Annotated in this window: 24 protein-coding genes, 1 tRNA gene and 1 pseudogene; 11 read left to right on the forward strand and 15 right to left on the reverse strand. The window is 69.8% G+C overall.

Features of this window, described 5'->3' with window-relative positions; genetic code table 11:
* The first annotated feature begins 226 nt into the window (after positions 1–226).
* Positions 227–1,144, forward strand: a complete 918-nt coding sequence (locus Manayef4_RS06045) for an NUDIX hydrolase (protein WP_035957976.1) — start codon at positions 227–229, stop codon at positions 1,142–1,144.
* A gap of 54 nt (positions 1,145–1,198) precedes the next feature.
* Here the strand turns inward: Manayef4_RS06045 and Manayef4_RS06050 are convergent, their stop codons facing one another.
* A complete protein-coding gene (locus tag Manayef4_RS06050; RefSeq protein WP_070130925.1) occupies positions 1,199–1,909 on the reverse strand; it encodes a DUF1918 domain-containing protein in 711 nt (236 codons plus the stop codon).
* Positions 1,910–2,541: 632 nt separating this feature from the next.
* Between Manayef4_RS06050 and Manayef4_RS06055 the strand changes: the two genes are divergently transcribed.
* The 5 genes and pseudogenes from Manayef4_RS06055 to Manayef4_RS22495 all read left to right on the forward strand — a co-directional run bounded on the left by Manayef4_RS06055 (position 2,542) and on the right by Manayef4_RS22495 (position 6,965).
* Complete coding sequence (locus Manayef4_RS06055; protein WP_070130926.1) at positions 2,542–3,135, forward strand: DoxX family protein; 594 nt, start codon at positions 2,542–2,544, stop codon at positions 3,133–3,135.
* A 387-nt stretch (positions 3,136–3,522) separates the two neighbouring features.
* Positions 3,523–5,784: a UvrD-helicase domain-containing protein gene (locus tag Manayef4_RS06060; RefSeq protein WP_254665484.1), complete on the forward strand. Its 2,262-nt coding sequence runs from the start codon at positions 3,523–3,525 to the stop codon at positions 5,782–5,784.
* A gap of 465 nt (positions 5,785–6,249) precedes the next feature.
* Complete coding sequence (locus Manayef4_RS06065) at positions 6,250–6,552, forward strand: DUF6342 family protein (RefSeq protein ID WP_011438859.1); 303 nt, start codon at positions 6,250–6,252, stop codon at positions 6,550–6,552.
* Positions 6,553–6,593: 41 nt separating this feature from the next.
* A pseudogene (locus tag Manayef4_RS23955) lies at positions 6,594–6,716 on the forward strand (IS607 family transposase); the annotation flags it as partial.
* A complete protein-coding gene (locus tag Manayef4_RS22495; protein ID WP_349257427.1) occupies positions 6,705–6,965 on the forward strand; it encodes a zinc ribbon domain-containing protein in 261 nt (86 codons plus the stop codon). The pseudogene Manayef4_RS23955 and the gene Manayef4_RS22495, both read left to right, overlap by 12 nt.
* A 473-nt stretch (positions 6,966–7,438) precedes the next feature.
* Here Manayef4_RS22495 and Manayef4_RS06075 read toward each other — a convergent pair.
* The 3 genes from Manayef4_RS06075 to Manayef4_RS06085 all read right to left on the reverse strand — a co-directional run bounded on the left by Manayef4_RS06075 (position 7,439) and on the right by Manayef4_RS06085 (position 9,935).
* Positions 7,439–7,511, reverse strand: a tRNA-Ala gene (locus Manayef4_RS06075).
* 317 nt (positions 7,512–7,828) lie between these two features.
* The gene (locus Manayef4_RS06080; protein WP_070130928.1) at positions 7,829–8,893 is read right to left on the reverse strand and encodes a ParA family protein; all 1,065 of its coding nucleotides are present in this window, start codon (positions 8,891–8,893) and stop codon (positions 7,829–7,831) included.
* Between the two features lie 187 nt (positions 8,894–9,080).
* Positions 9,081–9,935 carry a maleylpyruvate isomerase family mycothiol-dependent enzyme gene (locus Manayef4_RS06085; protein ID WP_070130929.1) on the reverse strand — a complete coding sequence of 285 codons (855 nt, stop codon included), beginning with the start codon at positions 9,933–9,935 and terminating at the stop codon, positions 9,081–9,083.
* Positions 9,936–10,159: 224 nt separating this feature from the next.
* Between Manayef4_RS06085 and Manayef4_RS06090 the strand changes: the two genes are divergently transcribed.
* Positions 10,160–10,507: a hypothetical protein gene (locus Manayef4_RS06090; protein ID WP_011438863.1), complete on the forward strand. Its 348-nt coding sequence runs from the start codon at positions 10,160–10,162 to the stop codon at positions 10,505–10,507.
* 79 nt (positions 10,508–10,586) lie between these two features.
* Here the strand turns inward: Manayef4_RS06090 and Manayef4_RS06095 are convergent, their stop codons facing one another.
* A complete protein-coding gene (locus tag Manayef4_RS06095; RefSeq protein ID WP_035729042.1) occupies positions 10,587–10,733 on the reverse strand; it encodes a DLW-39 family protein in 147 nt (48 codons plus the stop codon).
* 101 nt (positions 10,734–10,834) lie between these two features.
* Complete coding sequence (locus Manayef4_RS06100) at positions 10,835–11,626, reverse strand: nuclease-related domain-containing protein (protein ID WP_070130930.1); 792 nt, start codon at positions 11,624–11,626, stop codon at positions 10,835–10,837.
* A 386-nt stretch (positions 11,627–12,012) separates the two neighbouring features.
* On the opposite strand from Manayef4_RS06100, the gene egtA reads away from it, so the two are divergent.
* Genes egtA through egtD form a run of 4 tightly spaced genes read left to right on the forward strand, consistent with a single transcriptional unit; the run spans position 12,013 to position 16,857 of the window.
* Positions 12,013–13,521, forward strand: coding sequence for an ergothioneine biosynthesis glutamate--cysteine ligase EgtA (gene egtA, locus Manayef4_RS06105; RefSeq protein WP_023839974.1), 1,509 nt, complete (start codon positions 12,013–12,015; stop codon positions 13,519–13,521).
* Entirely contained in the window at positions 13,503–14,966 is a 1,464-nt protein-coding gene (gene egtB, locus Manayef4_RS06110; RefSeq protein ID WP_083282298.1) for an ergothioneine biosynthesis protein EgtB, read from the forward strand. Before egtA ends, egtB begins: the two co-directional genes overlap by 19 nt.
* Positions 14,967–14,996: 30 nt before the next feature.
* Complete coding sequence (egtC, locus tag Manayef4_RS06115; protein ID WP_011438867.1) at positions 14,997–15,734, forward strand: ergothioneine biosynthesis protein EgtC; 738 nt, start codon at positions 14,997–14,999, stop codon at positions 15,732–15,734.
* A 43-nt stretch (positions 15,735–15,777) separates the two neighbouring features.
* On the forward strand, positions 15,778–16,857 hold the full coding sequence (gene egtD / locus Manayef4_RS06120) for an L-histidine N(alpha)-methyltransferase (protein ID WP_139140019.1): 1,080 nt from the start codon (positions 15,778–15,780) through the stop codon (positions 16,855–16,857).
* A gap of 58 nt (positions 16,858–16,915) precedes the next feature.
* Here the strand turns inward: egtD and ilvD are convergent, their stop codons facing one another.
* The 9 genes from ilvD to Manayef4_RS06165 all read right to left on the reverse strand — a co-directional run bounded on the left by ilvD (position 16,916) and on the right by Manayef4_RS06165 (position 24,596).
* Positions 16,916–18,769: a dihydroxy-acid dehydratase gene (gene ilvD, locus Manayef4_RS06125; RefSeq protein ID WP_070130944.1), complete on the reverse strand. Its 1,854-nt coding sequence runs from the start codon at positions 18,767–18,769 to the stop codon at positions 16,916–16,918.
* Positions 18,770–18,966: 197 nt separating this feature from the next.
* Positions 18,967–19,806: a hypothetical protein gene (locus tag Manayef4_RS06130; RefSeq protein ID WP_070130931.1), complete on the reverse strand. Its 840-nt coding sequence runs from the start codon at positions 19,804–19,806 to the stop codon at positions 18,967–18,969.
* 27 nt (positions 19,807–19,833) lie between these two features.
* The gene (locus Manayef4_RS06135) at positions 19,834–20,181 is read right to left on the reverse strand and encodes an antibiotic biosynthesis monooxygenase family protein (protein ID WP_070130932.1); all 348 of its coding nucleotides are present in this window, start codon (positions 20,179–20,181) and stop codon (positions 19,834–19,836) included.
* Positions 20,182–20,347: 166 nt separating this feature from the next.
* A complete protein-coding gene (gene dnaB, locus Manayef4_RS06140; protein ID WP_011438872.1) occupies positions 20,348–21,706 on the reverse strand; it encodes a replicative DNA helicase in 1,359 nt (452 codons plus the stop codon).
* Positions 21,707–22,316: 610 nt separating this feature from the next.
* Positions 22,317–22,763, reverse strand: a complete 447-nt coding sequence (gene rplI / locus Manayef4_RS06145) for a 50S ribosomal protein L9 (protein WP_011438873.1) — start codon at positions 22,761–22,763, stop codon at positions 22,317–22,319.
* A gap of 9 nt (positions 22,764–22,772) precedes the next feature.
* Complete coding sequence (gene rpsR / locus Manayef4_RS06150) at positions 22,773–23,009, reverse strand: 30S ribosomal protein S18 (protein ID WP_011438874.1); 237 nt, start codon at positions 23,007–23,009, stop codon at positions 22,773–22,775.
* Between the two features lie 50 nt (positions 23,010–23,059).
* Entirely contained in the window at positions 23,060–23,617 is a 558-nt protein-coding gene (locus Manayef4_RS06155; RefSeq protein ID WP_023839971.1) for a single-stranded DNA-binding protein, read from the reverse strand.
* Positions 23,618–23,680: 63 nt separating this feature from the next.
* Entirely contained in the window at positions 23,681–24,007 is a 327-nt protein-coding gene (rpsF, locus tag Manayef4_RS06160) for a 30S ribosomal protein S6 (protein WP_256388609.1), read from the reverse strand.
* A 250-nt stretch (positions 24,008–24,257) separates the two neighbouring features.
* Positions 24,258–24,596 (reverse strand): hypothetical protein, encoded by a 339-nt coding sequence (locus Manayef4_RS06165; protein WP_070130933.1) that lies wholly within the window; start codon positions 24,594–24,596, stop codon positions 24,258–24,260.
* Between the last annotated feature and the right edge of the window lie 110 nt (positions 24,597–24,706).

Raw genomic sequence — 24,706 nt, forward strand, 5'->3', positions numbered from 1 at the left:
GGACAGCGGTAACCTTCTGTGGCGAGTTCCATACCCCTGGGTGCCGTCGGGGAACATGCGCTTCAGGTGGGGATCCCCGCCCTGGTAGCGATGGACGCCGCGGACGGCCCGACCGCGATCCGCGCCGCCGGCGGCGGGTTGTCGACCGAGGCTTGCGGGACCGGGTCTTGCGGGGATGTGCCCGTCGTCCTGGCGCCGCGGCGGCTGGAGCCGAAGACTGGACGGCATGAAGTCGTCGGCTGATCCCTGGGATAGGCCGGTACGGGTCGTAGGTGCCGCCGGTGGGGTGCTGTGGCGGCCCACGCGGGACGGGCGGCAGATCGCGGTCGTGCACCGGCCGCGGTACGACGACTGGTCCCTGCCCAAGGGCAAGCTGCGTCGGCGGGAACATCCGTTGCTCGGTGCGTTGCGGGAGGTCGAGGAGGAGACTGGTTACCGGGCCTGGCTCGGGCCCCCGCTCGGCGAGTACCGCTACCTGACGGACGGCGGCAGGACGGTGAAGACGGTCCGGTACTGGGCGATGCAGGCCCGTTCCGGCACGTTCGTCCCCACCCGGGAGGTGGACAGGCTTGCCTGGCTGGCGAAGGGGGATGCGGCGCGCCGGGTCAGCTACGACACCGACCGCCACGTCCTCGCCGAGTTTGGTCGGCTGCCGGCGCCGACGGCCGCACTCGTCGTCATCCGCCACGCTCGGGCCGCCCACCATCGGCGCTGGGACGGGCCTGACCGGCTACGCCCGCTCGATGAGCGCGGCCGGGCCCAGGCGAACGCACTGGTGCCGCTGCTGACCAGCCTGGGGATTCGCCTGTTGATCAGCGCCGACCTGCCCTGCTGCACCGCCACGCTCGCCCCGTACGCGCGCGCGGCCGGGCTCGCCGTCGAACCGGAGCCGGCGCTGGCGGACACCGGCTATCCCGGATCGGAGGCGAGGGTGGTCGCTACCTTGATGGGGCTCGCGGCGTCCGGGACTCCGACGGCGATCTGTAGCCAGCGCACCATCGTTGCCGACCTGATCCGACGGCTCCTGGACGGCTGGTGCTGGCCGGTCCCGGACCAGCTCGGGGTACGGGAGGGCGGCTTCTGGCTGCTGCACTGCCCTCCCGGCAGGCTGGTCGCAGCGGAACGTCACGATCCCGTAGCATGATTAGCCTGACGGTGCGTGTTTGTCACGCATGCAGGGTTGAACCCGTCGTCCTTTTCAGCCGGTGCCGCTGCGGGCCTCCTCGGGAGGGTGGCGGACCTCGGCGTCCGGTCCCGGGTAGACGAAGCTGACGTGCCCGGTGYCGGACCAGCGGACGGTGAACGGTGGGTCGCCGGCAGGCGAGCGCACCTCAAGGATCTCCCCAAGGCGGTCCGGTTGCGTGACGGTGGGACGGTGGACAACCAGGGTGTCGCCGGGATGGGCGCGCATCGCCCTACGCCGGGGCGGCAGTTCGAGCGCCAGCTCGACGGGCTCCTCGCCGGTGGTAGCCAGCGGTGGGGCCTCGCGGTGGGGGGCAAAGACCTCATCGGCGAGCGGGTGTACCAGCTCGGCCATCTCGTGCTCGGTGCGGATGAGCAGATCGTCGACGGACAGCAGGCCGACGAGCCGGCGGCCGTCGACGACCGGGAGCCGGCGGATCGCGTGGTCACGGAAGATTTCGTAGGCCCGTTCGAGGTCAACGCCGGACGGTACGGTGATGACCTCGGTGGTCATGAGGGCGTCGATCCGGCTGTCCGTCGGGATACCGCGGGCAACGCCGCGTAGCACGATGTCGCGGTCGGTGACGATCCCGACCAGGCGGTCGTTCTCCATGACGAGGAGCGCGCCCACGCCCTGCCGTTCCATCTGCGCCGCCGCGTCCCGAACCGTGGTGGACCGCTCCACGGTGACCGGCAGCCGGACGATCGTGCTACGAATGTCGGCCATGCTTACCCCTCCAGGAAGGTGCTCGCCCCCGGGCAGTGACCCCTGGCCCCAGCCCCGCGCCGGCCGARCAGCCCCGCCGCGGACGTCCGCGCCTGCGACCTGGGCAGACCCAACAGATCGGACCAGTTCCGCCGAGGGCGCTGGCGTTCCATGCTCGCCATCTGGTTGTTCCGTCCTGGCGGCAGGCAGCTGCCCGGCCCAGCCTGCGCCACACACGCCCGCCTGCCGGACGCCGCCGGCCCGTTGTAGACGGGCCCAGATGCCACCGGATGAGCGTCGCCAGACGGTCGCCGAGTCGCGCGGGTAAGGTCACAATCTTCTCTTCTCCCTAGAAGAATGCAGATCATCACCCAGTGTGTCCATTCTGACCACTTTCAGTCTCTACCCACGCCTGGCTCGCCCGAACCACAGACCGGCCAGATCCAGGCCCACGAYGGGCTAGCTCGCCCCGGCCGCTCCATCTCGGYAGGACGCCGATGATCGCCATCTATCCGCTCAGGTGCGCGYTGCCCCCGGTCGGATCACCCCCACGGGCGTGGGGAGGACCGAGGTGGTATCTGCCCGGCAGAGCGGGCAGGCACAGTAGTGACCAAAGCTTCACCGTATGCTTTCGCCTGGATCAGGGTTTCGACATGAAACTGCTCGCTACGCGGCACCGGGCATCCCTCCACCTGGCACCCGCCACCCCCGCACCGCCCGACGCCTCCCACCCGGGCCCGTCCCGCACGGGCCCGTCCCACACGGCCGTGTCCRCAGCCGACCTCGGGCTGCTGCTGCTTCGGATGACCTTCGGTCTGCTGCTCGCCGGGCACGGTGCGCAGAAGCTCTTCGGCATGTTCGGCGGCCACGGCCTCACCGCGACCGGCAAGGGATTCGCCCAGCTGGGTTACCATCCCGGCACCTTCTTCGCCGGGCTGGCCGGCGCGTCCGAGTTCCTCGGCGGCCTCGGCCTGGCGGTGGGCCTGCTGACTCCGTTGGCGGCCGCGGCCGTGATCGGTGTGATGATCAACGCAATGATCGTGACCGCACCAAACGGACTGTGGGAAACCGACGGCGGCATGGAGTACCCGCTGTGCGTCGCGGTGGTCGCGATCACGGTGGCTGCGGTCGGTGCCGGGCGGCTGGCGCTCGACCGCCTCTTCCGGCGGCGCGACGGCGGGCTGYCCGAGGCGGCCTTCGCCCTCGGCCTCGGCGGCATCAGCGCCGCCATCGTGCTGGCGGTCTAGACCGAACTTACGTGATCTTTCTCTGCCGAAAGCGGCCGTGGCCAGAGTGTTCGAAGAGTTCGAGTCGGCACGCTCGAACCAGCGTTCGAAAGTGGACTTACCTTTACAAGAACAACCGCTCTTCCCTAGGGCCTGCAGACCACCGTTGCCCGTAAACGTAGCCAAACGATGGCTCATTACCGTACTCTTACCTGTGACATAAGGTGAGGGAGTAGTGACGTGCTTTTGGATGGACCGGCAGCGCGCATCCCCRCCACCGCTGCGTCGACCGCCGGCACGTCGACCGCCGGCACGTCGACCGCYCATCCTCCGACGACCGCCTCGTCGACGCGAGACGCCGACCCGCTGCCAGAACCGTCGGCCCTCGGTCAAGCCGTCCTGCTCGGGATGGAGAWCGACGGAGTCCAGCGACAGATCCAGCACCTGACCGACGTGCTGAAGCAGTTACGCCGCCACCGCCAGCACTGGGAAGCCGGTGGCCGGGCCGAGCAGAGTGTGGTCCGAGTGCTGGTCGGTATGGACGACGCAGGGTGGCACGTGCTGCCGGACCRACGGTGGCCAGGCACCCGCCGGGCCAACATCGACGTGATCGTGGTGGGGCCTGGCGGAGTCTTCGTGGTAGACGTGAAGAACTGGCGAGAGATCACCGTCGAACGCGGYCGGTTATGGCGTGGCGACGCCGACGCGGACGACGACGTCCGCAAACTTCTGGATCAGACCGTAGCGGTGGAGGAGGTGCTGGTAGAGGCAGGTCTGCCACCGACCGAGGTGGTTCCGCTGCTGGTTCTGGCCAGGCGGAAAAACGTCCGGGCACAACTCGACCGGGTGACGGTGCTCGGCGAGCAGGAYCTGACCCGCGACCTGGCGCGTCGTGGCGCACGCCTGGCACCGGACCTCGTTGAACAACTACTGGACCGTCTGGCACGCGGTTGCCCGCCGATGCCCCGCGCCGCCGCCGTCACCACCGTCACGGTCGCCGAGGCGCCGACCTCACGGTCTGTCCGCCGTCCGGTCGCGCGCCGGGCAGGTCCCTCTTCGAACGGTACGGCCGCGACCGAAAGCCCAGCCGCTATCGAGCGTCCCACTCAGGCCTACTGTCCGGCTCCGRCCGGGCGTCCGACTTCTTCCGAGCCGCTGTCGCCGCCCGAGCAATCGGTTCCACCAGATCAGGATGCGCTGCTGAGCCGCGAGGAGCTGTGGCAAGAACTTCTCGACGCCGCCGCCCGAGAGCCGATCGAGACGTGGATGACCTGGCTGCACCCGACGCAGGCCCGCCTGGCCGGCCGGCAGTGGTCGGGTCCGGCCCGCGTCCGCGGCGCAGCCGGTACCGGCAAGACGGTTGTCGCGTTGCACCGCGCCAAGTATCTGGCCGCCCGCGGGGAACGGGTGTTGTTCACCTCGCTGGTGCGTACGCTGGGGCCGGTCTACCGCGCACTGCTGACCCGGATGGCCCCCGAGCACGTCGACCGGATCGAGTTCGCCACCGTCCACGCCGTCGCCACACGTTGTCTTCGCGAACACGGCTTGGCAGACCGGCACCAGCAGGAGGCCGCCGACACCTGTTTCTGGCGCGCCTGGGGGCAGGTCGGGCAGTTCTCGGTTCTGCCCGGGCTCGGCCTGGCTCCCGGATATTGGAAGGACGAGATCGCGACAGTCGTCAAGGGCCGAGGCCTGACCGACTTCGAGCAGTACGCCAAGCTGGYACGCGTCGGGCGCAGCACTCCCTTGCAACCGACCCACCGACGTGCGGTGTGGGAGCTGTACGAACGGTACGAGCAGCTCCGGACAGAGCGCGGCGTCCTCGATCGCGACGACGTGCTGCTCCTGGCTCGCGACCTGGTGCGCGAGAGTTCCGACACCCGGTACGACGCGGTGATCGTTGACGAGGTACAGGACCTGACGTGCGTCGGTCTGCAACTGCTGCATGCCTTCGTCGGYGACAAGCCGGACGGCCTGCTCGTGGTCGGCGATGGCCAGCAGTCCATCTATCCCGGCGGTTTCACCCTCGCCGAGGCCGGCGTCGCCGTCGTCGGACGCTCCACCGTGCTCGGGAGAAACTACCGTAATCGCGAGAAGATCCTGCGCTACGCCCAGGCGGTAGTCGCCGACGACAGCTTCGACGACCTCGACGGCGTCCAGGAACGCGGGCGGCGCGAGGTCGACGTCGACCGGYCGGGAGGCGAGATCCGCGAGGTCACGGTGTCGGGCACCGTGGCGCAGGATGYGGCGCTCTGCGAGCACCTCGTGGAATTCCATGACAATCGGAACGTCCGTTACGGCGATATGGCGGTGCTCGTGCCGACGAACGCCGCGGCTGCGCGGTGGCTGCGCGTCCTCACCGAGCGGGGCATTCCAGCGGTTTCCCTCAAGGAGTATGACGGAACCAGCTGTGAGGCGGTCAAGGTCGGGACGTACCACCGGGTCAAGAGCCTCGACTTCGCCCATGTCTGTATTCCCGACCGCAACCTCTTCCCAAAGCCGCGGCGGCCGTCYGAATCGGCCGACGCGTTTCGCGAGCGAACCCAGTTGGAACGCCGACAGATGTACGTGGCCATCACGAGGGCACGAGACAGCGTGTGGGCCGGTATCCGCGAGGTACCCGACTCGGACCACTCGATCCCCGCCGAGATCGGACACAGCTCCAGGTAGGAACTCTGGTTCGATTYCCCCCAAAAGYGGACAGTGGTTAACTGGTTTGATATATTTAGGTAATATCCGTGCGCCACCGTCTCCGACATGTGACGCTACGTACGCGAGATACGCTTCCATCACTAGCTCTGGGGGGAGAGGTGTTGTGGCCCTCATGCCTGTGACTCGGATGGTTGAACGGCCCCATCCGGAACAGGGAATACGGAGATCAAGGAAGCGATCGTTCCTGTCTATTGAGACTTCCACGCACCCGTTTACTGGTCCGATCGGGTAGAAAAATTGGCCAGGAGCGCAGCCGGCAGTCGAGAAAATTCCGGCCGGAACGTGCGGTGTTCTCTCCACGCCGGCACACGCAGAGATGCCTCCTGCTAACTCCTGTTTTCCGATGGYCAGGTCTTTCTCGAAACCATACGAACCTACTCCAGCCAGGAGAGGTTTCCCCCGCAAGCCAGAATGGAGCAGACCATGGCGGAAATTGACCTCGGATTGGCCACGGACTGGGATGAGGGCGACACCCACGGCCGAATCAGGTTGAGGCAGAACCAGAAGTACCCGAACTCGCCCAAGAAGGATGTGCTCATCAGCTCACCGGTGAGCATCGAACTCTCGGTCAACACAAACTACTCCACCTCCCAGGAAGCCGACAAGATCTTCTTCACGACCCACCACGGCAACCAGAAAAAGATCATCGCAATACTGGACTCCAACGGAGACCTCTACATCGCTGGCCGCGTGATCGAAGGGCAGTCGAACCTGTCCTACGAGTAGCCCGACAGCTCGGGGTGGGCCGGCACCGCCGCGCCCACCCCGGCACGGACGTCGCTGCCATGCTCGCCCCGCTGGGCCGGCGGCTGCTGGTCGTCGACCCGGCCGAGGTCGACGACGACCTGGTGCGCGACGTCACCGAGATCCTGACGTCGCTGTGCGCCCGGCCGCACGCAAGCCTGACACTGTCCGAACTCACGTTCACCTGCCAGTCCTGCGGGCTGGTAGGCGACCGCGACCTGAACGCCGCGGTCAACCTGTCCAACCTCGTCGCCGCCAGTACATCGGAGACGGTAAACGCCCGTGGAGCCGACCGTAAGACCCCGTCCGCGGGGCGGGCGGCTGGGAAACGGGAACCCGGCACGGCTCCGGCCGGTCAGACCGGGAGTGCCTCACCGCAAGGTGAGGCGGCATGAGCGCCGCTATCGGGCGCTCTTATGCAACGGTTACTCCGATCCCCACGTCACTCCCCTATGTCCCCTCCCCTGTGTCCACGCCGYGATGTCCCGGTCCGACGCGATGCTGTGAGGGCGCGTGCTCGTCGAGTCGGCCGCGTTGTCCGGCCTCCACACACGGCCGAACACCTGGTAGGACTGCCCCCGGGCACCGAGGAGGCGGCCCCGCCAGCACCGGGACTGGCGGATAGGAGGCCCTTCCGCGTCTGACGCGGCCCCGCCGCCCATCGGCCAGCCAGGTGGCGGTGCTCATCCAGAAGCATAACCGACAAGATCATTATGCTCCGTCCGTCTGTGGCTACATAACGAACAACCCAGCCCCCGCCAGGTCGGGCGAAGCCCGACACTCGGGGGTCCGGGGGTCGCCCCCCGGGCAGGCATAACGGCCGATGGCGCAGCCGATCAAAGATCGGCAAGCAGCCGAAGCCGGCGCGTGGAGACGAGGGGACTCGAACCCCTAACCCCTGCCTTGCAAAGGCAGTGCTCTGCCAATTGAGCTACGCCCCCCGCGGGACGCACTCCGGCCGGGACGGAACCACCCGACGATGACCACCTCGGCGAAGCGCTTCACAAGCGTACGGCATGACGGTCTCCTCGGACGTTGGTCCGGCACGGGAACCATAGGGGGACACCGATGCTCGGGTTGATCCGGTCTTCCGGCGATCACAGTGCCCGCCTACGACCATCGGGCCCCGCGGGCGCCCTGTGGATAACCGGGCCGCGACTCCCCCAATCGCCACCCTGTGGATAACCGGCCCGCCGACGCCGCCGTCAGCGATGGCTACGGCTACGGCCGTGCCGGCACCGGCCGCGAGGCCCGTCGGTCAGGACCGGCGCAGGGTCGGATCGATGAAGGCCAGCCGCTCCCGCACCTTAACCGCGAGATCCCGGAAGTCGGAGTAGCAGCGCCGCACCGCGCTCTGCGTACCGCCGAGTGCGCCGTCTCCGGCCCGCAGCTCGAACATCGGCTTACGGGCGTCGTGCGCCAGCGGGATCAGGTTCGCGTAGTGCCCCAGGGTGGCGATCTCGAAGGAACGGTCATACGGTCCGGGGTTCCCGCTGGTGAGCACCGAGGTCGCGAACACCTCGGGAATCCGGTCGAGCCACCGGTCGTGCGCCTTCGCCGGCCGGTCGGTCCGCGTCGGCGGCTGCATCACGATGTACCCGATCGGCATCATCAGCCCGCGCGGGGCCGAGATACGCTCGGGAATCTTCGGCAGCACCATGCCCTGCCAGGTGGAACGCCACTCCCGCAGTGTGGGGCCGAGGTTGCGCAGCCCTCGCAGCGAGAATAGGTCCGCCGTCAGTGGCATGAGCACGGTGTCGGCGGACAGCAGCGCGGCCCGGTTGATGGCCCCCAGATTGGGCCCCACGTCGATGAGCACGATCTCGGCGCCGACCGAGCGGGCACCATGGTCGATGACCCGGTGCAAAGCCGTCGTCGTACGCAGCGCCGCGATGTCCTTGCCGAGGAAGCTGTTCGGCCAGGCGGCCGACAGCCGGTCCTCGAAGACGCTCAGCTCGACGTCGCCGGGCAGCAGCCACAGACCGTCCTCGATCGTCACCGGATCGAAGAGCGTGACGTCCCCGACCCCCTCCATGATTGGCCCGATCGCCGTCGCCATCGTCCCCGTACCGGGGACGATCCGAACCGGGCGCACGTCGAGGTCGATGATGGACTTCGGCGCGGACGACGCGGTGACCTCCGGCTCCTCCCACAGCTGGGTCAGCTCGTCCTCGTCGAGGAACTGGGYGGTCAGGTTCGCCTGCGGATCGAGATCGACCGCGAGCACCCGGTGACCCATGCGCTGCAGCATGTGCGCCAGGTGGTAGGCGAGGGTCGTCTTACCGACGCCGCCCTTGTTGTTGAACAAGGCCATCGTGATCATGAAAAGCCCCGGCCGCGATCCCCACGTCGCCCGCGCGCCGCCTCACCCCAGTTGTCCCTGTTGTCCAACACGGCAGACATTGTCGCGCTAGCCGGAAACCTCAGAAGAAGCCCGCCCCGTCGCGGGTCCCGCCGGCCCCCGACCCGGGACACCGAGCGGCCGGCCGGTCAGTCCGAGAAAGCGCCGGTCATTCCCAGGGGGCGAGGGTGGGCCAGTCCGGCCGGCCCGGGTCCCGGCCGGCGAGCCAGCGCAGCGTCGGCCTGGTAGGCGCGTCGACGACCACGCGCCGCTGCCCGCGACCGACGGCGGTCGACGGCCGGTCCCCCGGCGCCARCACGACGGTGATCTCCGGGGGTACTCGGGCCGGCAGCCCGCGCAGGGTCCACTCCCATTCGGCCTGGACGTAGGCCGGGCTCAGGTCCGCCCAGCCGGGACCGCCGAGATCGGCAAGATCGAGGTCGACGAGGTGTATCTCGGTCTCCCGCCAGCGGAGGAAGACCAGATCGGCAAGGGTCGTCAGGCCATAGGTGGCGGTGTGCCCGAGACCCGTGCGCCAGACGTCGACCTGCACGCCGTCCCAGGCCCGCTCCAGCCGGGTCACCGCGGCCACCAGGTCGTCGCGGACGTGCGCGGCGGGCAGATCGCGACCGGCGGCGATGCCGTCCTCCCGCTGCCGCGCGCCCMCGGGATACTGGGCCCGGATCCCACCGGCCCGGGCGGCTTCGACCATGCCGGTGTGACCGTCCGCGTTGCGGGCCAGGTGGGTGAGCAGATGACCGACCGTCCAGCCCGGCAGGCCCAACGGACGGCGCACGACGACGTCGTCCAGCCGGCCGGCCACCTCCAGCAGACGCCGATGGGCCGCCGCGCATCCGGCGAGCCGATCGTGCGGAACCACCGAGGGGAGGTAGGAGGGACCGGACGGCGGCGACGTGTCGATGCTCGGCTCCTGAGCGATGCTCACGCCCGCCCCGGGGTCGGCATCAGCTCCCGCGCCGGGAACGAGGGCGTCGGACGGTCGAGACGAGGTCGGGGTGGTCATGGTTCTACGGTGCCTCCCCACGCCACCACACGCCAGGTCAAGCCTTCTGCCAGCGTCTTTACCCGCAGATTCCTTATAGTCGGCACACTCCACGCTCGAGATCCACGCCGCGCCCGACGCTCCCTCGATGGCCGACGTAACGCGGTGGAAACAGCTCCGAGCGAAAATACCCAGAGGAAGATACGGAAAGCATGCACACGGATACCCGACGGAAGGATGAGCGGATGTTCACGACTCCTCGCTTCCTGCAGGGCATTGTCCCCTTCGAGGGCAAAGGTCTGGATGTTCCGATTTCGCTTGGCTCGTCGTTCAGCTACGTCGTCCCAGCCGGCATCACCGCCCAGCCGCTCTACTTTCGGGGCGGTAACTCGACGGACGAGCTGATCTGCCCGATCCTCCTGCGGAACGGGATTCCCATGCGCTTCTTCCCGATCGGAGCACGGGGTTCAATCCACGTGCCGCTGCGCGTCGTCGAGGATTTGGTACCGGAGACGCACATCGAGCTGCACCTCGCCGCCCCGACCGGGCTGGTCGGCACCCTGGTCGTCGACGTGGGCCTAGTCGAGCTCTGAGGCCCTGAGCTGGAAGCTTTGACGGGCTGACACCTCGGGCACCTCGGGCCGGGGTGGCAGCCCGGCCTTGCCGCGGACCTCAGCGCCCGCCGGCCGGGGCGCCCGCCGCGGAGGTCGCCTCCCGCCAGAGGTCGATCTCCTCCTTGCCCCTGCCGCGGCGCCGGACGGCGGTCAGCGCGGCTCCGGCGCTCGCCAGTAGAGCCAGCACGGTCACCTTGCGAACCATCTCGTCTCCTTCGTAGGCCACCTTCACCCAACGGTATCCCGCCCGCCGGCACCGTGGTCGGACCGGGTCGCATCGTCCTGATCAACGTCACTGCGAACCGATCAACGCCGCAGCAGGCCACGCAGCCGGGATCGGGCYGGCCAGGACGGCGGGGGTCCCGACACCGCATAGGCCGGGAACACCCGCCCGGCCACGTCGACCAGCATCGCCACGTCGATGGGCCGAAGCACGACCCCGGCGGAGAGCACGTAGTCGGCCACCCCGGTGGTGGGCAGCAACAGCACGCCCTCGACGAGGGCCAAGCCGGCGGGAAGATCCGCGCGGGCGAAGGCTACGACCGGCTGGACCTCCAGCTGCCAGCCCGCCGGCAGTTCCGCGAGGAGCTGCGCGGTGGCCTCCTCGCCCATCCACGCGACCAGCCCCAGCATCGCCCGCAATGGAACCTTGYCGGCCCAGACCCCGGCGGTGTTCTGGCGGATCGGTCCCGGATGGGCGTCGGTCTCGATCACCCAGGCCCCGGATGGCCCGATGACGAGATGGTCGATATTGCCGGCCGAGTCGGCCAGCGCACGGTCGTGCAGGACGGTGTAGCCGGCCCGGGCCAGACGGTCCAACGCCCGTGCGGTGCTGCGTTCGGCCTCCGCGTCCTCGCGCCAGGCCTCGATCTCCGGCGGGGACCGGAGAAACCGRGTCGCCGCGACGAGGACCACCACGACGRCCGAGATGATCGCGAGCTGCACGGCCACGAGCGCGGGCAGCCCGGCCAGGAGGATGACCACGGCGACGACGAGGGTGACGGCACCCGCCGTGGCCCCGGCGACGGCCATCGCCCGCCGTTTATGATCGCTGCGCTCGGCGACGTAGAGCTGCTTGCGCCGCAGGTACTCGGCCATGGCCGAACGTCCCGCTGACTGCCGATCGGACACGTCCGCGGTCACCACCTCCCGGCGCCGTCACGACGCCGTTGCGCTCGGCGTTGTCTCCGGGTCCGGAACCGGCTCCGCCGTCAGCCAATCACGGCGCGCTGCCGACTCCCGGTCCGTCCCGGTCCGTCCCGGCCACCATTCCATCGAATACACAACAGCGACAGGGTCAAGGGCGTGGAATATGCGAGGGAGAAGAACGTTGGAAACACATCTATACCACCCATCGGCGAGACGGCCGAGGCGACACCGGGTACGGYGGCCGGGTAGGGGGCCGGCGGCGCAGGGGAGAACCCACCGGAGGCCGCCGTCGGGCGCGGTGTCGAACAGTTGCAGTGCCGGAGAGGAGCCACAGGATGCCACGCCACGTGACACCCGAGGGGATCCGGAATGACGAGCCGCAGCCACCACACCCTCACTCACAGCCGCAGCGGCGGGCGATCGACACCGACCAGGTATGGGCCTTCGCGGCCGGCTGCGTCACGCCGGTCCACGGGACAGGCGATGAGGCGGCCTACGGGAACGACCGCGGGAACGACCGCAAGGGCATCCGGGGGAACGACCGCAAGGACACCCGGGGAAACGGTGGCCCGACGGTACCGGGAGGATGCGTCGGCATCGAGACGGAGTGGCTGATCGTCGACACGCAGGCAGTCCACTGTCTGATCCCGCCGGCCCGCACGCTGGCGTCCCTCGCCCGGATTCCCGGGACCACCCCGGGTCCCGGCGGGCCGGTCCTGCCCGGGGGCAGCCGCATCACCTTCGAGCCCGGCGGCCAACTGGAGCTGTCCGGGCCGCCGGCCGAGCTCACCGCGGCCGTGCGGGCGAGCTCCGCCGATCTGAACCTGGTCCGCTCCGCCCTGGCGGTCGACGGCCTGGCCCTCGTCGGCATGGGGGTCGATCCCCTGCGCGTCGGGATGCGGCAGACCACCGCGTCCCGATACGCGGCGATGGAGGAGCATTTCCGGACCGGGGGCGGGGCGTCCGGCACGGTGATGATGTACTCGACCGCCTCCGTCCAGGTCAACCTGGACCTCGGCGGCTCGCCTGCCGAGGCGGCGCGGCGGTTCCAACTCGTCCACGCTCTCGGCCCGGTCCTCACCGCCCTGTTCGCCGCCTCACCCGCGTACGCCGGCCGCCGGACCGGATGGCGGTCGACCCGCCAGGCGGTGTGGGACGGCATCGACGCGAGCCGAACCCGGCCCGTCGCGGCCGCTCTCACGGCCCCGGGGTCCGGGGACACCGAGCCCGATCTCGTCGACCTGTGGGCGCGGTACCTGCTCGACGCCAAGCTGATGATGGTCGAGAATCCCGCCAGGGCCGGYAACCCCGAAGACGATCATCATTTCGTCCCGGTCCGGGACGACTCAACCTTCGGGGACTGGCTCGCCGGCCGCGGCCCGGTCACCCGTCCCCCGACCCGCGAGGATCTCTCCTACCATGCGACCACGGTGTTCCCCCCGGTCCGACCGCGTGGCTGGTGGGAACTGCGCTACCTCGACGCGCAACCGGGTGACGGCTGGCAGGCTGCCGTCGCGATGCCGACGGTACTGCTTGACGACCCGGTCGCCGCGGACGGAGCGTTCGAGGCGTGCCTGGCCGTCGCGCATCGCTGGCCGGCCGCGGCGATGCTCGGCATGGCCGACGAGCCCCTGCGACGCGCGGCGGTGCGCTGCGTCGACCTGGCCGTGAGCGCCCTGCGCCGCCGCGGCGCGACCGATCTCGCCGAGACGGTCGAGTCGTTCGCCGGGCGCTACCTCGACCGCGGCCGATGTCCGGCCGACGAACTGACCGAACGACTTCTCGCGATCGGCCCGGCCGGTCTGCTGCGTGAGGAGGCMCACCGGTGCGTCTCACTCGTCTGACCCGGTCCCCGGCATCCCTGGCATCCCCAGCCGCCCCGGCCGACCGGGAGACCGCCGCCGACCAGGATGCGAAGCCGATCCGGGAGGCGAAGCCGATCACCGCCGACACCGTCGCCGACGCCCTGCGGACCGCACGCCAGCGTTCACTCACGTACACCGACATCGCCGCGGAGGATCTCCTCCGCCAGCACTCGCCGCTGATGTCCCCGCTGGTCTGGGACCTCGCCCACGTCGGCAACTACGAGGATCTCTGGCTGGTGCGCGCGCTGGCCGGCGGCACCGGGACGCGGCCGGGGCTCGACGACATCTACGACGCGTTCCGGCACAGCCGCGCGAGCCGCAGCCGGCTGGCCCTGCTCGGCCCCGCCGAGACCAGGGCGTACCTGCACGAGGTCCGCGGCCRCACTCTCGACCTCCTCGACYGGTTCGGACCCGACCGGTTCGGACCGATGGCTGGCGCCGGCGCGGAAACCGCTGCCGTACCGGAGCGGGAACGACTGCTCGCCGACGGCTTCGTCTACGGCATGGTCGTGCAGCACGAGCACATGCACGACGAAACGATGCTCGCCACGCACCAGCTCCGCCAGGGACCGCCGGTACTTGCTCCCGGCGCGGCGCCACCGCCCGGCCGCCGGGTGCCGCGGCCGGAGGTCCTCGTGCCGGGCGGCGAGTTCACCCTCGGCACCAGTATCCATCCCTGGGCCTTCGACAACGAGGGTCCCGCCCACCGCGTCCACCTCCCCGCGTTCTGGATCGACACCCTCCCCGTCTCCAACCGGGCGCAGATCGCCTTCATCGACGCCGGCGGATACGACGACGAGCGGCTCTGGTCGGCTGCGGGATGGGAATGGCGCCAGACGGAGGGCCTGAGCGCGCCCGCGTTCTGGTGGCGCGAGGGCGGCACCTGGCTGCGCCGCCGGTTCGGCCGGGTCGAGCCGGTTCCCCTCGACGAGCCGGTCCAGCACGTGTGCTGGTACGAGGCCGAGGCGCATGCCCGCTGGGCCGGCAGGCGGCTACCGACCGAGGCCGAGTGGGAGAAGGCCGCCGCCTACGACCCGGTCACCGGACGTTCACGGCGGTATCCGTGGGGGGACACCGATCCGACTCCGGAGCGTGCCAATCTGGGCAACTGGACGAGCGGCCCGGCCCCGCTGGGGGCCTATCCCGCGGGCGCGAGTCCCTGCGGAGCCGAACAGATGATCGGGGACGTCTGGGAATGGACGGCGAGCGGGTTCACGCCGTACCCGGGCTTCGTGTCTTACCCCTACCGGGAGTACAGCGAGGTCTTCTTTCCGAAGRCCGGGCGGGAGTCGTCCTTCCGCGTCCTGCGCGGAGGCAGCTGGGCGACGGACGCCGTCGCCGTCCGCGCCACGTTCCGGAACTGGGACTACCCGATCCGCCGGCAGATCTTCGCCGGATTCCGGCTGGCCCGCGACGCCGGGTGACGAACGAGCACGCGTGCGAAGGAGACCTCGGTGTGCCGGCACCTCGCCTGGATCGGAACGCCACGGACCCTGGCGGGGCTGACCTTGGAGCGTCCGTACAGCCTGCTGCGCCAGTCGTGGTCGCCGAGGCGGATGCGCCACGGCACGGTGAACGCCGACGGGTTCGGAGTCGGCTGGTACGCCCCGGCGCTGCGGGCGGCGCCGGCCCGGTTCCGCCGGGCCGTGCCGATGTGGACGGACGCCTCGTACGCCTCGATCGCCGGCGCGGTCGCCTCCGGCTGCGTGCTGGCGGCCGTGCGTAGCGCCACCGTCGGCATGCCGATCGAAGAAAGCGCGACGGCTCCCTTCACCGACGGCCACCGGCTGCTCAGCCACAACGGCCGGGTCGACCCGGTGGCCGTCCGGCGGATGCTGCGCGACCGGCCCGACGCTCCGGTCCCGGACTCGACGTGCGACTCCGCGCTGCTCGCCGCGCTGGTGTGGGAGCACGCCGGGAAGCGTCCACTCGCCGAGGCGGTCGCCGAGGTCGTGCTGTCGCTGGACGCGGCGGGTTCGGGCGAGCGGGCCCGGCTGAACCTGCTGGTGGTGGATGGAACCCAGATCGTGGCGACCGCCTGGCGGGACAGCCTGTCATACCGGAGGGAGAAGGATGGAGTCCTGGTCGCAAGCGAACCAGACGATGACGAACCGGGCTGGGTGGACGTTCCGGACCATCACCTCCTGGTAGCCGACACACATCAAGTCACTCTTCGTAACATGATCTCCTAGATCAGTTACCGTGGGTTGCACCACGTTGATGGAGGGTACATCCATGACACCAAGGACTCCGACAACCACCCGAGCGGATGATGCCGTCCCTGAGGGGACGGGCGCGAACGGCACGGCGGAGATCCCGTTCYCGGGCCTCKCCGTCGACCGCCACCTRCACGAGTCGGATCGCGYCGTCACGCTRGCCCGCGACGTGCTCGCCGGCCTCACCGCGAGCCCCCGCGAGCTGCCGCCGAAGTGGTTCTACGACACCACCGGCGGCATGCTGTTCGACAAGATCACCCGGTTGGCGGAGTACTACCCGACCCGGCGGGAACGGGCCATCCTGGTCAGTTACGCCGACGAGATCGCGGCTGCCTGTCCGGCCGACACCCTCGTCGAGCTGGGATCGGGAACCTCCGACAAGACCAGGCTGMTGCTCGACGCGCTGCGGGCGGCCGGCAACCTCCGCCGTTTCATCCCCTTCGATGTCGACGAGGCGGCCCTGGTGCGGGCAGGTCGCGGAATCCTCACCACCTACCCGGGGCTCTCCGTGGCGGCCGTGGTCGGGGACTTCGAACGGCATCTGCACCAGTTGCCCCGAGGTGGCCATCGGTTGCTCGCCTTCCTCGGCGGCACGGTCGGCAATCTGCGCCCTGCGCAGCGGCAGAACCTCCTCCGTACGCTGCGCGAGCAGGCCGAGAGCTCCGACGCCCTACTACTGGGAACGGACCTCGTCAAGGACGTCGACCGCCTCGTCGCCGCGTACGACGACGGTGCCGGGGTCACCGCCGCTTTCAACCRCAATGTGCTGACGGTGATCAACCGGGAACTCGGGGGCGACTTCGACATCCGCGGATTCGCGCATGTGGCGGTCTGGAACGCCGAGAACTCCTGGATCGAGATGCGGCTACGTTCCGTTCGGGAGCAGCGCGTCTCGATCGCGACCCTCGCCGTTACGGTCGACTTCCAACCGGGGGAGGAGATCCTCACCGAGATCAGCGCTAAGTTCACCCTGGACGGCATCGCCTCGGAGCTTGCGCTGGCGGGCTGGGCGGTGGCGCGGCAGTGGACGGATCCCGATGGGGATTTTGCCGTGACGCTCGCGACGCCGTCGTCCGCCCCCGCCGCCGTCCCGGTCTGAACCCGTCCCGGTCCGAACCAGGCCCGGTCCGAACCAGGCCCGCCCGGACGCCGCCTCATCAGCCGCCGAGCAGACCGACGTCGCGCGCGGCACCGGTGGAGGCCGAGGTCGCCATCGCCGCATAGGCCCGCAGCGCCATGGACACCGGCCGTTCCCGCCCGGTGGGACGGTAGCCGCCGGCCGCCTCCAGCGCCGCGCGTCGGCTCGCCAGCTCCTCGTCGGAGACCACGAGCTCCAGCCGGCGGGCCGGGATGTCGATCTCGATGATGTCCCCGTCGCGGACCAGGGCGATCGTCCCGCCGTGGGCCGCCTCCGGGGAGACGTGACCGATCGACAGTCCGGAGCTCCCGCCGGAGAACCGGCCGTCGGTGATCAGGGCGCACTTCGGGCCGAGACCGCGGCCCTTGAGGAACGCGGTGGGGTAGAGCATCTCCTGCATCCCCGGACCGCCGCGAGGGCCCTCGTAGCGGACGATGATCACATTCCCGGCCTTGACCCGCCCGGTGAGGATGGCGTCGACCGCTTCTTCCTGGCTCTCGACCACGAGCGCCGGGCCGCGGAAGGTCCACTGGCCCTCGTCCACACCGGCCGTCTTCACGACGGCGCCCTCGACGGCCAGGTTGCCGAACAGCACCGCGAGCCCACCCTCGGCGGAGTAGGCGTGYTCGACCGAACGGATGCAACCGTCCCTGGCGTCGGTGTCAAGGGTGTCCCACCGATTGGTGGAGCTGAACGGCTCGATCGTGCGCACGCCACCCGGCGCCGCGTGGAACAGCTCGATCGCGTCCGGCGAGGGGCTCGGGCCGCGGACGTCCCAGCGGTCGAGGAACTCGCGCAGGCTCGCGGAGTGCACCGTGTGCGGGTCCGGGTCGAGCAGCCCGGCCCGGTCGAGCTCGCCGAGGATCGCGGGGATGCCGCCCGCCCGGTGGACGTCCTCCATGTAGTAACGGGTGGAGCTCGGCGCCACCTTGCACAGGCAGGGGACGGTGCGGGAGATCTGGTCGATGTCGGCGAGGGTGACGTCAACGCCGGCCTCGACGGCGGCGGCCAACAGATGCAGCACGGTGTTCGTCGAGCCGCCCATCGCCACRTCGACCGCGAAGGCGTTACGGAAGGYGGCGGCGGTCGCGATCGACCGGGGCAGGACCGCCTCGTCGTCCTTCTCGTAATAGCGCCGCGCCAGGTCGACCACGAGGCGCCCGGCCTCGACGAACAGCTCACGGCGGGCGGCGGCGGTGGCCAGGGTCGACCCGTTGCCGGGCAGGGACAGCCCGATCGCCTCGGTCAGGCAGTTCATCGAGTTCGCCGTGAACATGCCGGAGCAGGATCCACAMGTCGGGCAGGCCGAACGCYCGATCGTCGACAGGTCGCCGTCCGAGACGTCCGGGTTGACCGCCGCCGACATCGCGGTGATGAGGTCCAGCCTGGACCGARCCGTGCCGCCGGAGATGACCGCGTTGCCCGACTCCATCGCTCCGCCGGAGACGAACACGGTCGGGATGTTCAGCCGCAGTGCCGCGAGCAGCATCCCCGGGGTGATCTTGTCGCAGTTGGAGATGCAGACCAGGGCGTCGGCGCAGTGGGCGTTCACCATGTACTCGACGCTGTCGGCGATGAGCTCGCGGGACGGCAGCGAGTAGAGCATCCCGCCATGCCCCATCGCGATGCCGTCGTCCACGGCAATGGTGTTGAACTCGCGCGCCACCCCACCGGCCTCGGCCACCGCCCCGGCCACCAGCGAGCCAAGGTTACGCAAGTGCACATGCCCCGGGACGAACTCGGTGAAGCTGTTAGCCACGGCGACGATCGGCTTGCCAAAGTCGTCGTCKGTCATCCCGGTCGCGCGCCACAGGGCGCGGGCGCCGGCCATGTTCCGGCCGTGGGTGGTGGTGCGGGAGCGCAGGGCGGGCATCTCGACCTCGAAGATCAATTCAGTGGCACTGCTGGCGGGGACCGCCGGCACTGACAGACGATGACACGACGGTACGCCACCGCCCGGACGGGTCCAGCCTGCCGTGTCGCGCCGCCCGGCCCGCCGGGCGGCGAACGACGAGCGACGGAATCAGGCGCCAGAGACCAGGAACCGGACCAGAAATCAAGAACCCGTGATCAGGAATCAGGGTCCGCCTCGGCCGGTGGCGGGGACGGGGGCGCGCCGGGTGGTAGGCCCCCCGGTCTGGGCCCGCTGGGCGGAACGGCCCAGGGGTAGCCGGCGATCCGCCGACCGGCCCCGCGACCGCCGTCCGGTGMCGCCCGATGACCCGCGGGCCCAGACTGATACCCCGGCTGACCGGGATCACCCGCCCCGCCTGCCGGGTCGTCTTCTCCCCCGCCCGGACCGTCTTCTCCCCCGCCCGGACCGTCTTCTCCCCCGCCCGGACCGTCTCCTCCCCCGCCCGGGCGGGGCTGATCCGGCTGCGTAAGCGAATATCCGGCGGTCTCGGGATACCCGGATGGACCTCTCGCGACCGGCCCGGCCTGCGGCATGGGGGGGTACGGGTGGCCGGGCTGATGCGGATAACCCGGCTGCACCGGCGGGCCGGGGTAACCCGGCTGCACCGGCGGGCCGGGGTAACCCGGCTGCACCGGCGGGCCAGGGTAACCCTGCTGGACCGGCTGGACCGGGCCGCCACGTCGCCTGCTCGCCACCTGCCGCGTGCCCAGTGGCCGATGCCGGCGCCACTGCCGCCGAACAGCCCAGAGGAGGGCCAGGGATGCGACGGCGCCGGCCGCCGGCGCGACGTCGTGGCCGGCGTCCAGCACCAGCAGGTAGAGGGCCATCAGCCCGCTGAAGACGTAGCCGGTGACGAAGAACGCGAAGGGCCGCAGGTTCARCCGGCTCACCACATCCGTGTTCCGGAGCAGGATCGCCGGCACCAGCCAGATGAGGAAACCGAAGAAGAGCGCCGTAAGCGGCGCGAAAAACAGGTACCCGAGGAACGCTGCCATGATCAGAGGTCCGGCGGTCGTCGAGGGTCAGGCCGGGCCGGGAGCGGCGGGGACGTCTGCGCTGTGCGCCACCGTCGGGGTGCCGTCGAAGTACGGGCCGAGGGCGGCACGCCAGCGGRCAAACCGCTCCGACTCCCGGAAGTTCGTCAGATGGGCGTCCAGGCTGTCCCACTCGACGAGCAGCACGAAACTCGACGGTGACTCGACCCCGCGGGTCATCCGCGCGGAACGACAGCCCGGCGTGCCGACGAGCTCCGCACGCACCCCGTGATACGCGGCGACGAAATCGTCCTCGCTGCCCGGTTTGATGTCGAACCGGGCAACTTCGAGGACCGCCCCGGCGGGCCGCCCGCCGTCCCGCCTCTCACTCGCCATGGATGATCCTGAAACTCATACCGCCCAGTCTGGCAGCATCGGGAGATCTGCGGTCCGCCAACATGAACCATGACCACGCCAAACACACCCGGGCACCCACCCGGGCCGCTGGCGGGCCGCTGACGCTCTCCACCCGTGGGCCTCGTCCCGCTCCCGGGCCGAGAATTCAGTTCGCCATGTCGACGAACCGTGAGTAATGACCCTGGAAGGCGACGGTGACGGTGCCAGTCGGCCCGTTGCGGTGCTTGGCGATGATGAGGTCCGCCTCGCCGGCGCGCGCCGACTCCTTCTCGACCGTGTCCTCCCGGTACAGCAGGATCACCGCGTCGGCGTCCTGCTCCAGGCTTCCGGACTCGCGCAGGTCGGAGACCTGGGGACGCTTGTCGGCCCGCTGCTCGGAGGCGCGGTTGAGCTGGGAGATGGCGACCACCGGAACGTCGAGCTCCTTGGCGAGCAGCTTCAGCGACCGCGAGATCTCGCTGACCTCCTGCTGACGGTTCTCCACCTTCTTGGGCGACGACATCAGCTGCAGGTAGTCGAGGATCACCAGACGCAGCTCGTTACGCTGCTTCAACCGCCGGGCCTTCGCCCGGACCTCCATCATCGTCAGGTGCGGGCTGTCGTCGATGAACAGCGGGGCCTCCGCGACCTCGCCTATCCGGCGGGCCAGGCGACCCCAGTCGTCGTCGGTGAGCCGGCCCGTGCGGATGTTCTGCAGGGACACCCGCGCCTCGGCGGACAACAGCCGCATGGTGATCTCCATGCGGCTCATCTCCAGCGAAAAGATGACCGACGCCATCCCGTTCTTGATCGACGCCGCCCGGGCGAAGTCCAGGCCGAGGGTCGACTTGCCCACGGCCGGCCTGGCCGCGACGATCCACAGCTGGCCGCCGTGCAGGCCGTTGGTCAGCTCGTCGAGGTCGACGAAACCGGTGGGCACCCCGGTCAGCGAACCGTCGTGCCCCTGGATGGACTCGATCTCCTCCAACGCCGGGTTGAGCAGCTCCCCCAGCGGCAGGTAGTCCTCGTTCGTCCGGCGCTCGGTCACCTCGTACACGGCCGCCTGGGCGCGGTCGACGACGTCGCTGACGTCCGGAGCCGCGCCGTAGGCGAGCTGCACGATGCGGGTGCCGGCCTCCGCGAGGCGGCGCAGGACCGCCTTCTCCGCGACGATACGGGCGTAGTACCCGGCGTTGGCCGCAGTGGGCACGCTCGAGATGAGGGTGTGCATGTAGGCCGGACCGCCCACCCGTTCGAGCAGATCTCGGCGGCTGAGCTCGGCGGCGACGCTGATGACGTCCGCAGGCTCCCCCCGGCCGTAGAGATCGCCGATGACCTCGTACACGAGGCCGTGCGCGGGACGGTAAAAGTCACCCGTCCGCAGGACCTCGACGACGTCGGCGATGGCGTCTTTCGACAGCAGCATGCCGCCGAGCACACTCTGCTCAGCGGGCAGGTCGTGCGGGGGAGTCCGGTCGAACTCTGCACTCCCACCGGAACCACGCGAGATCTCGGTGACGCTCACGACGCACCCTCCCGGGACTCCCGTAGACCCGTATTCGAACGTATGTTCGTACAGATCGGAACCGCTGTCAACGACCGCTCCGCCCCCGACCGGCCGGGGCTTCCAGCAGGGACCGAACGGGCGGCGCCCGGTGAGCCTCTCGCCGGGCGCCGCCCGCGTCACCGAAGGAGGCCTGGCCCGATCAGGCTAGAAGTACCTTCCTCGGCCTGGAGGGTCCGACCTTACGGACCGGCGGGCACACCCACCAAAAAGTTATCCACAGGCCCTTGTGGAAAAGCTGTGGGCAACCGGCCGAAACCTGGGGAGGACATCGGGACGGAAATCGGAAACCTGTGGACACCCGAGACCACAACCTCGACGAAACCTAGCTGGCAGGCGCCTGCATCCCGAGTGCCCTGTGGATGAGAAAAAGTTTCGGATCTGGTCGTCGCCCCTTGCCCCACACACAACGAACTCCCCTGGCCGACCACCTGAGACGGTCGGCCAGGGGAGCCCGTACAGCGAGCGCGGCGGTACAGCGGGAGAAACGGCGGATGCCACCCCGTCAGACCCGCCTGACCTCGGGCCCATCCGGCCGCGATCAGGCCCGCCCTGCCCTGGTCAGACCTGATCAGGCCTGCGTGACCTGGAGCTTCACGGTCGCGGTCACCTCGGGATGCAGATGCACGGCGACGGTGTAGGCGCCCAGGGACTTGATCGGCGTGGTGAGCTCGACGCGGCGCCGGTCGAGCTCGGGGCCACCCGCGGCGGTCACCGCCTCCACCACATCGGCCGCCGTCACGGAACCGAACAGGCGGCCTTCCTTGCCCGCCCGGCTGGTCAGCTCGACCTTGAGGCCACCGAGCTGACCGGCGATCTCCTGAGCGTGCCCGAGATCGCGAACCGCGCGGGCCGACCGGGCCCGCTTGATCTGCTCGACCTGACGCTCCGCGCCCTTGGTCGCGAGGATCGCGTACCGGCGGGGCACGAGGTAGTTACGCCCGTACCCGTTCGCGACCTCCACGATGTCACCCGGACTGCCGAGACCGGGGACCTCCTGGGTCAGGATGAGCTTCATTGCCACCCCCTACCGGGCCGAGGCGGTGTAGGGCAGCAGCGCCATCTCGCGGCTGTTCTTCACCGCCGTCGCCACGTCGCGCTGGTGCTGGCTGCAGTTACCGCTCACCCGACGGGCCCGGATCTTACCCCGGTCGGAGATGTACTTGCGCAGCAGCGAAGTGTCCTTGAAGTCGATGTAGTCGACCTTGTCCTTGCAGAAAACGCAAACCTTCTTCTTGGGCTTGCGCACGGCCGCCTTGGCCATGGGTGTGCTCCTACCTCGTTGTGTCGTTCGCGAGGACGACGACCGGCCGCTCAAAACGGTGGCTCGTCGGAGTAGCCGCCGGCCGGTTGCGACCAGGGGTCATCGATGGGTGCTCCACCACTACCGCCGCCGTAGCCGCCGCCGGCCGGAACGCCCGCGGGAACACCGGCAGGTGCGCCGGGGGGCGCGCCGGCAGGCGCGCCGTAGCCGCCTCCGCCCCCGTAACCGCCGCCACCACCGCCACGCGCGGCCTTGACGACCTTGGCGGTGGCGTAGCGCAGGCTCGGACCGATCTCGTCGACGTCGAGCTCGATCACGGTGCGCTTCTCACCCTCGCGGGTCTCGAACGACCGCTGCTTGAGGCGGCCGGTGACGATGACCCGAGCGCCCTTCTGCAGCGACTCGGCGACGTGCTCCGCCGCCTGGCGCCAGATGGAGCAGCGCAGGAACAGCGCCTCGCCGTCCTTCCACTCGTTGGTCTGGCGGTCGAGGGTGCGCGGCGTGGATGCGACGGTGAAGCTGGCGACCGCGGCACCGTTCGGGGTAAACCTCAGTTCGGGGTCGTTGGCTAGGTTGCCGACGACGGTGATGACGGTTTCACCGGCCATGGGCACTCTCCCGGAGATCGGCGGCCCACGACGGCACGGGGACTGCCGTCGCCGCGGACCGGATCATGCCRCCGCCCGGCGGCTCTGACGTGGCTTCTTCGGCTCTGGAAGCCGGATGACCTTGGTGCGCATGACCGACTCGTTGAGGACGAGCTGACGGTCGAGCTCGGCGACGACGTCGGGCTCCGCATGAAGGTCGATDACGGCGTAGATGCCTTCGTGACTCTTGGCGATCTCGTAGGCGAGCCGGCGCCGCCCCCAGACATCGACCTTCTCCACCACGCCGCCGCCCTGACGGACGACACCGAGGTACTGGTCGAGAGAGGGCGCGACAGTGCGTTCCTCGAGGTCAGCATCGAGGATCACCATGAGCTCATAATGACGTGCCAAGGCTGAACCCACCTCCTGTGGACTCTGGCGGCCACGGATCTTCCGTGGCAGGAGGGACCGCGACCGGAACCTGTRCCGTCTCGAACGTGCTCGACGCGATGGATCTGAGAGGGAACCGCCCGTCAGCACATCCGGACGATCATCAGGGCACGCGGGCCACCCGGAGGCGCGCCGACCAATCATGACGAGTGGTCGGCCTGGACCAGCGGATGGACACACGTACGCCGGCGCACGGCATGTCCGGCCGAGCTTACTCGATTCCCCCGGGGGCCCTGGCGGCCCCGACCACGAGAGCCACGCGAAGCCATGCCGTGAACACCCCGGCGAGGCAGACGAGGTTCACCGTGATCAGGAGGCCACGCATGTGCCGGGAGGGGGAGGGATCCGCGAGGGCGAACACGAGCACCGCGAGCGCCGCGGCGACCGCGACCACCGCGAGCATGCGGGCAGCCAGCTGCGGACCGACGCGCCCGGACCCGGAACCGCCGTGGCTGCCCGGGGAAGAGTCGTGGTCGCTCCCGGACGGGTCGCCGCCGACGTCCCCGGTGCCGGGCTCGGGCTGACCCGGCTGGGTATCCTGCCTGTCCACAGCATTGCCTCCCGTAGTTCCAAACGCCGAAGGCGAGGCGACGGAAACCCCGCACGGCCCCCGATGCCAGGGGCCCCCGCATTGCGCCGAAGGCGCCCGAAGGCTCCCGA

Origin of the sequence: Frankia sp. CgMI4, assembly GCF_001756285.1 — a bacterium.
GTDB classification, from domain to species: domain Bacteria; phylum Actinomycetota; class Actinomycetes; order Frankiales; family Frankiaceae; genus Frankia; species Frankia casuarinae.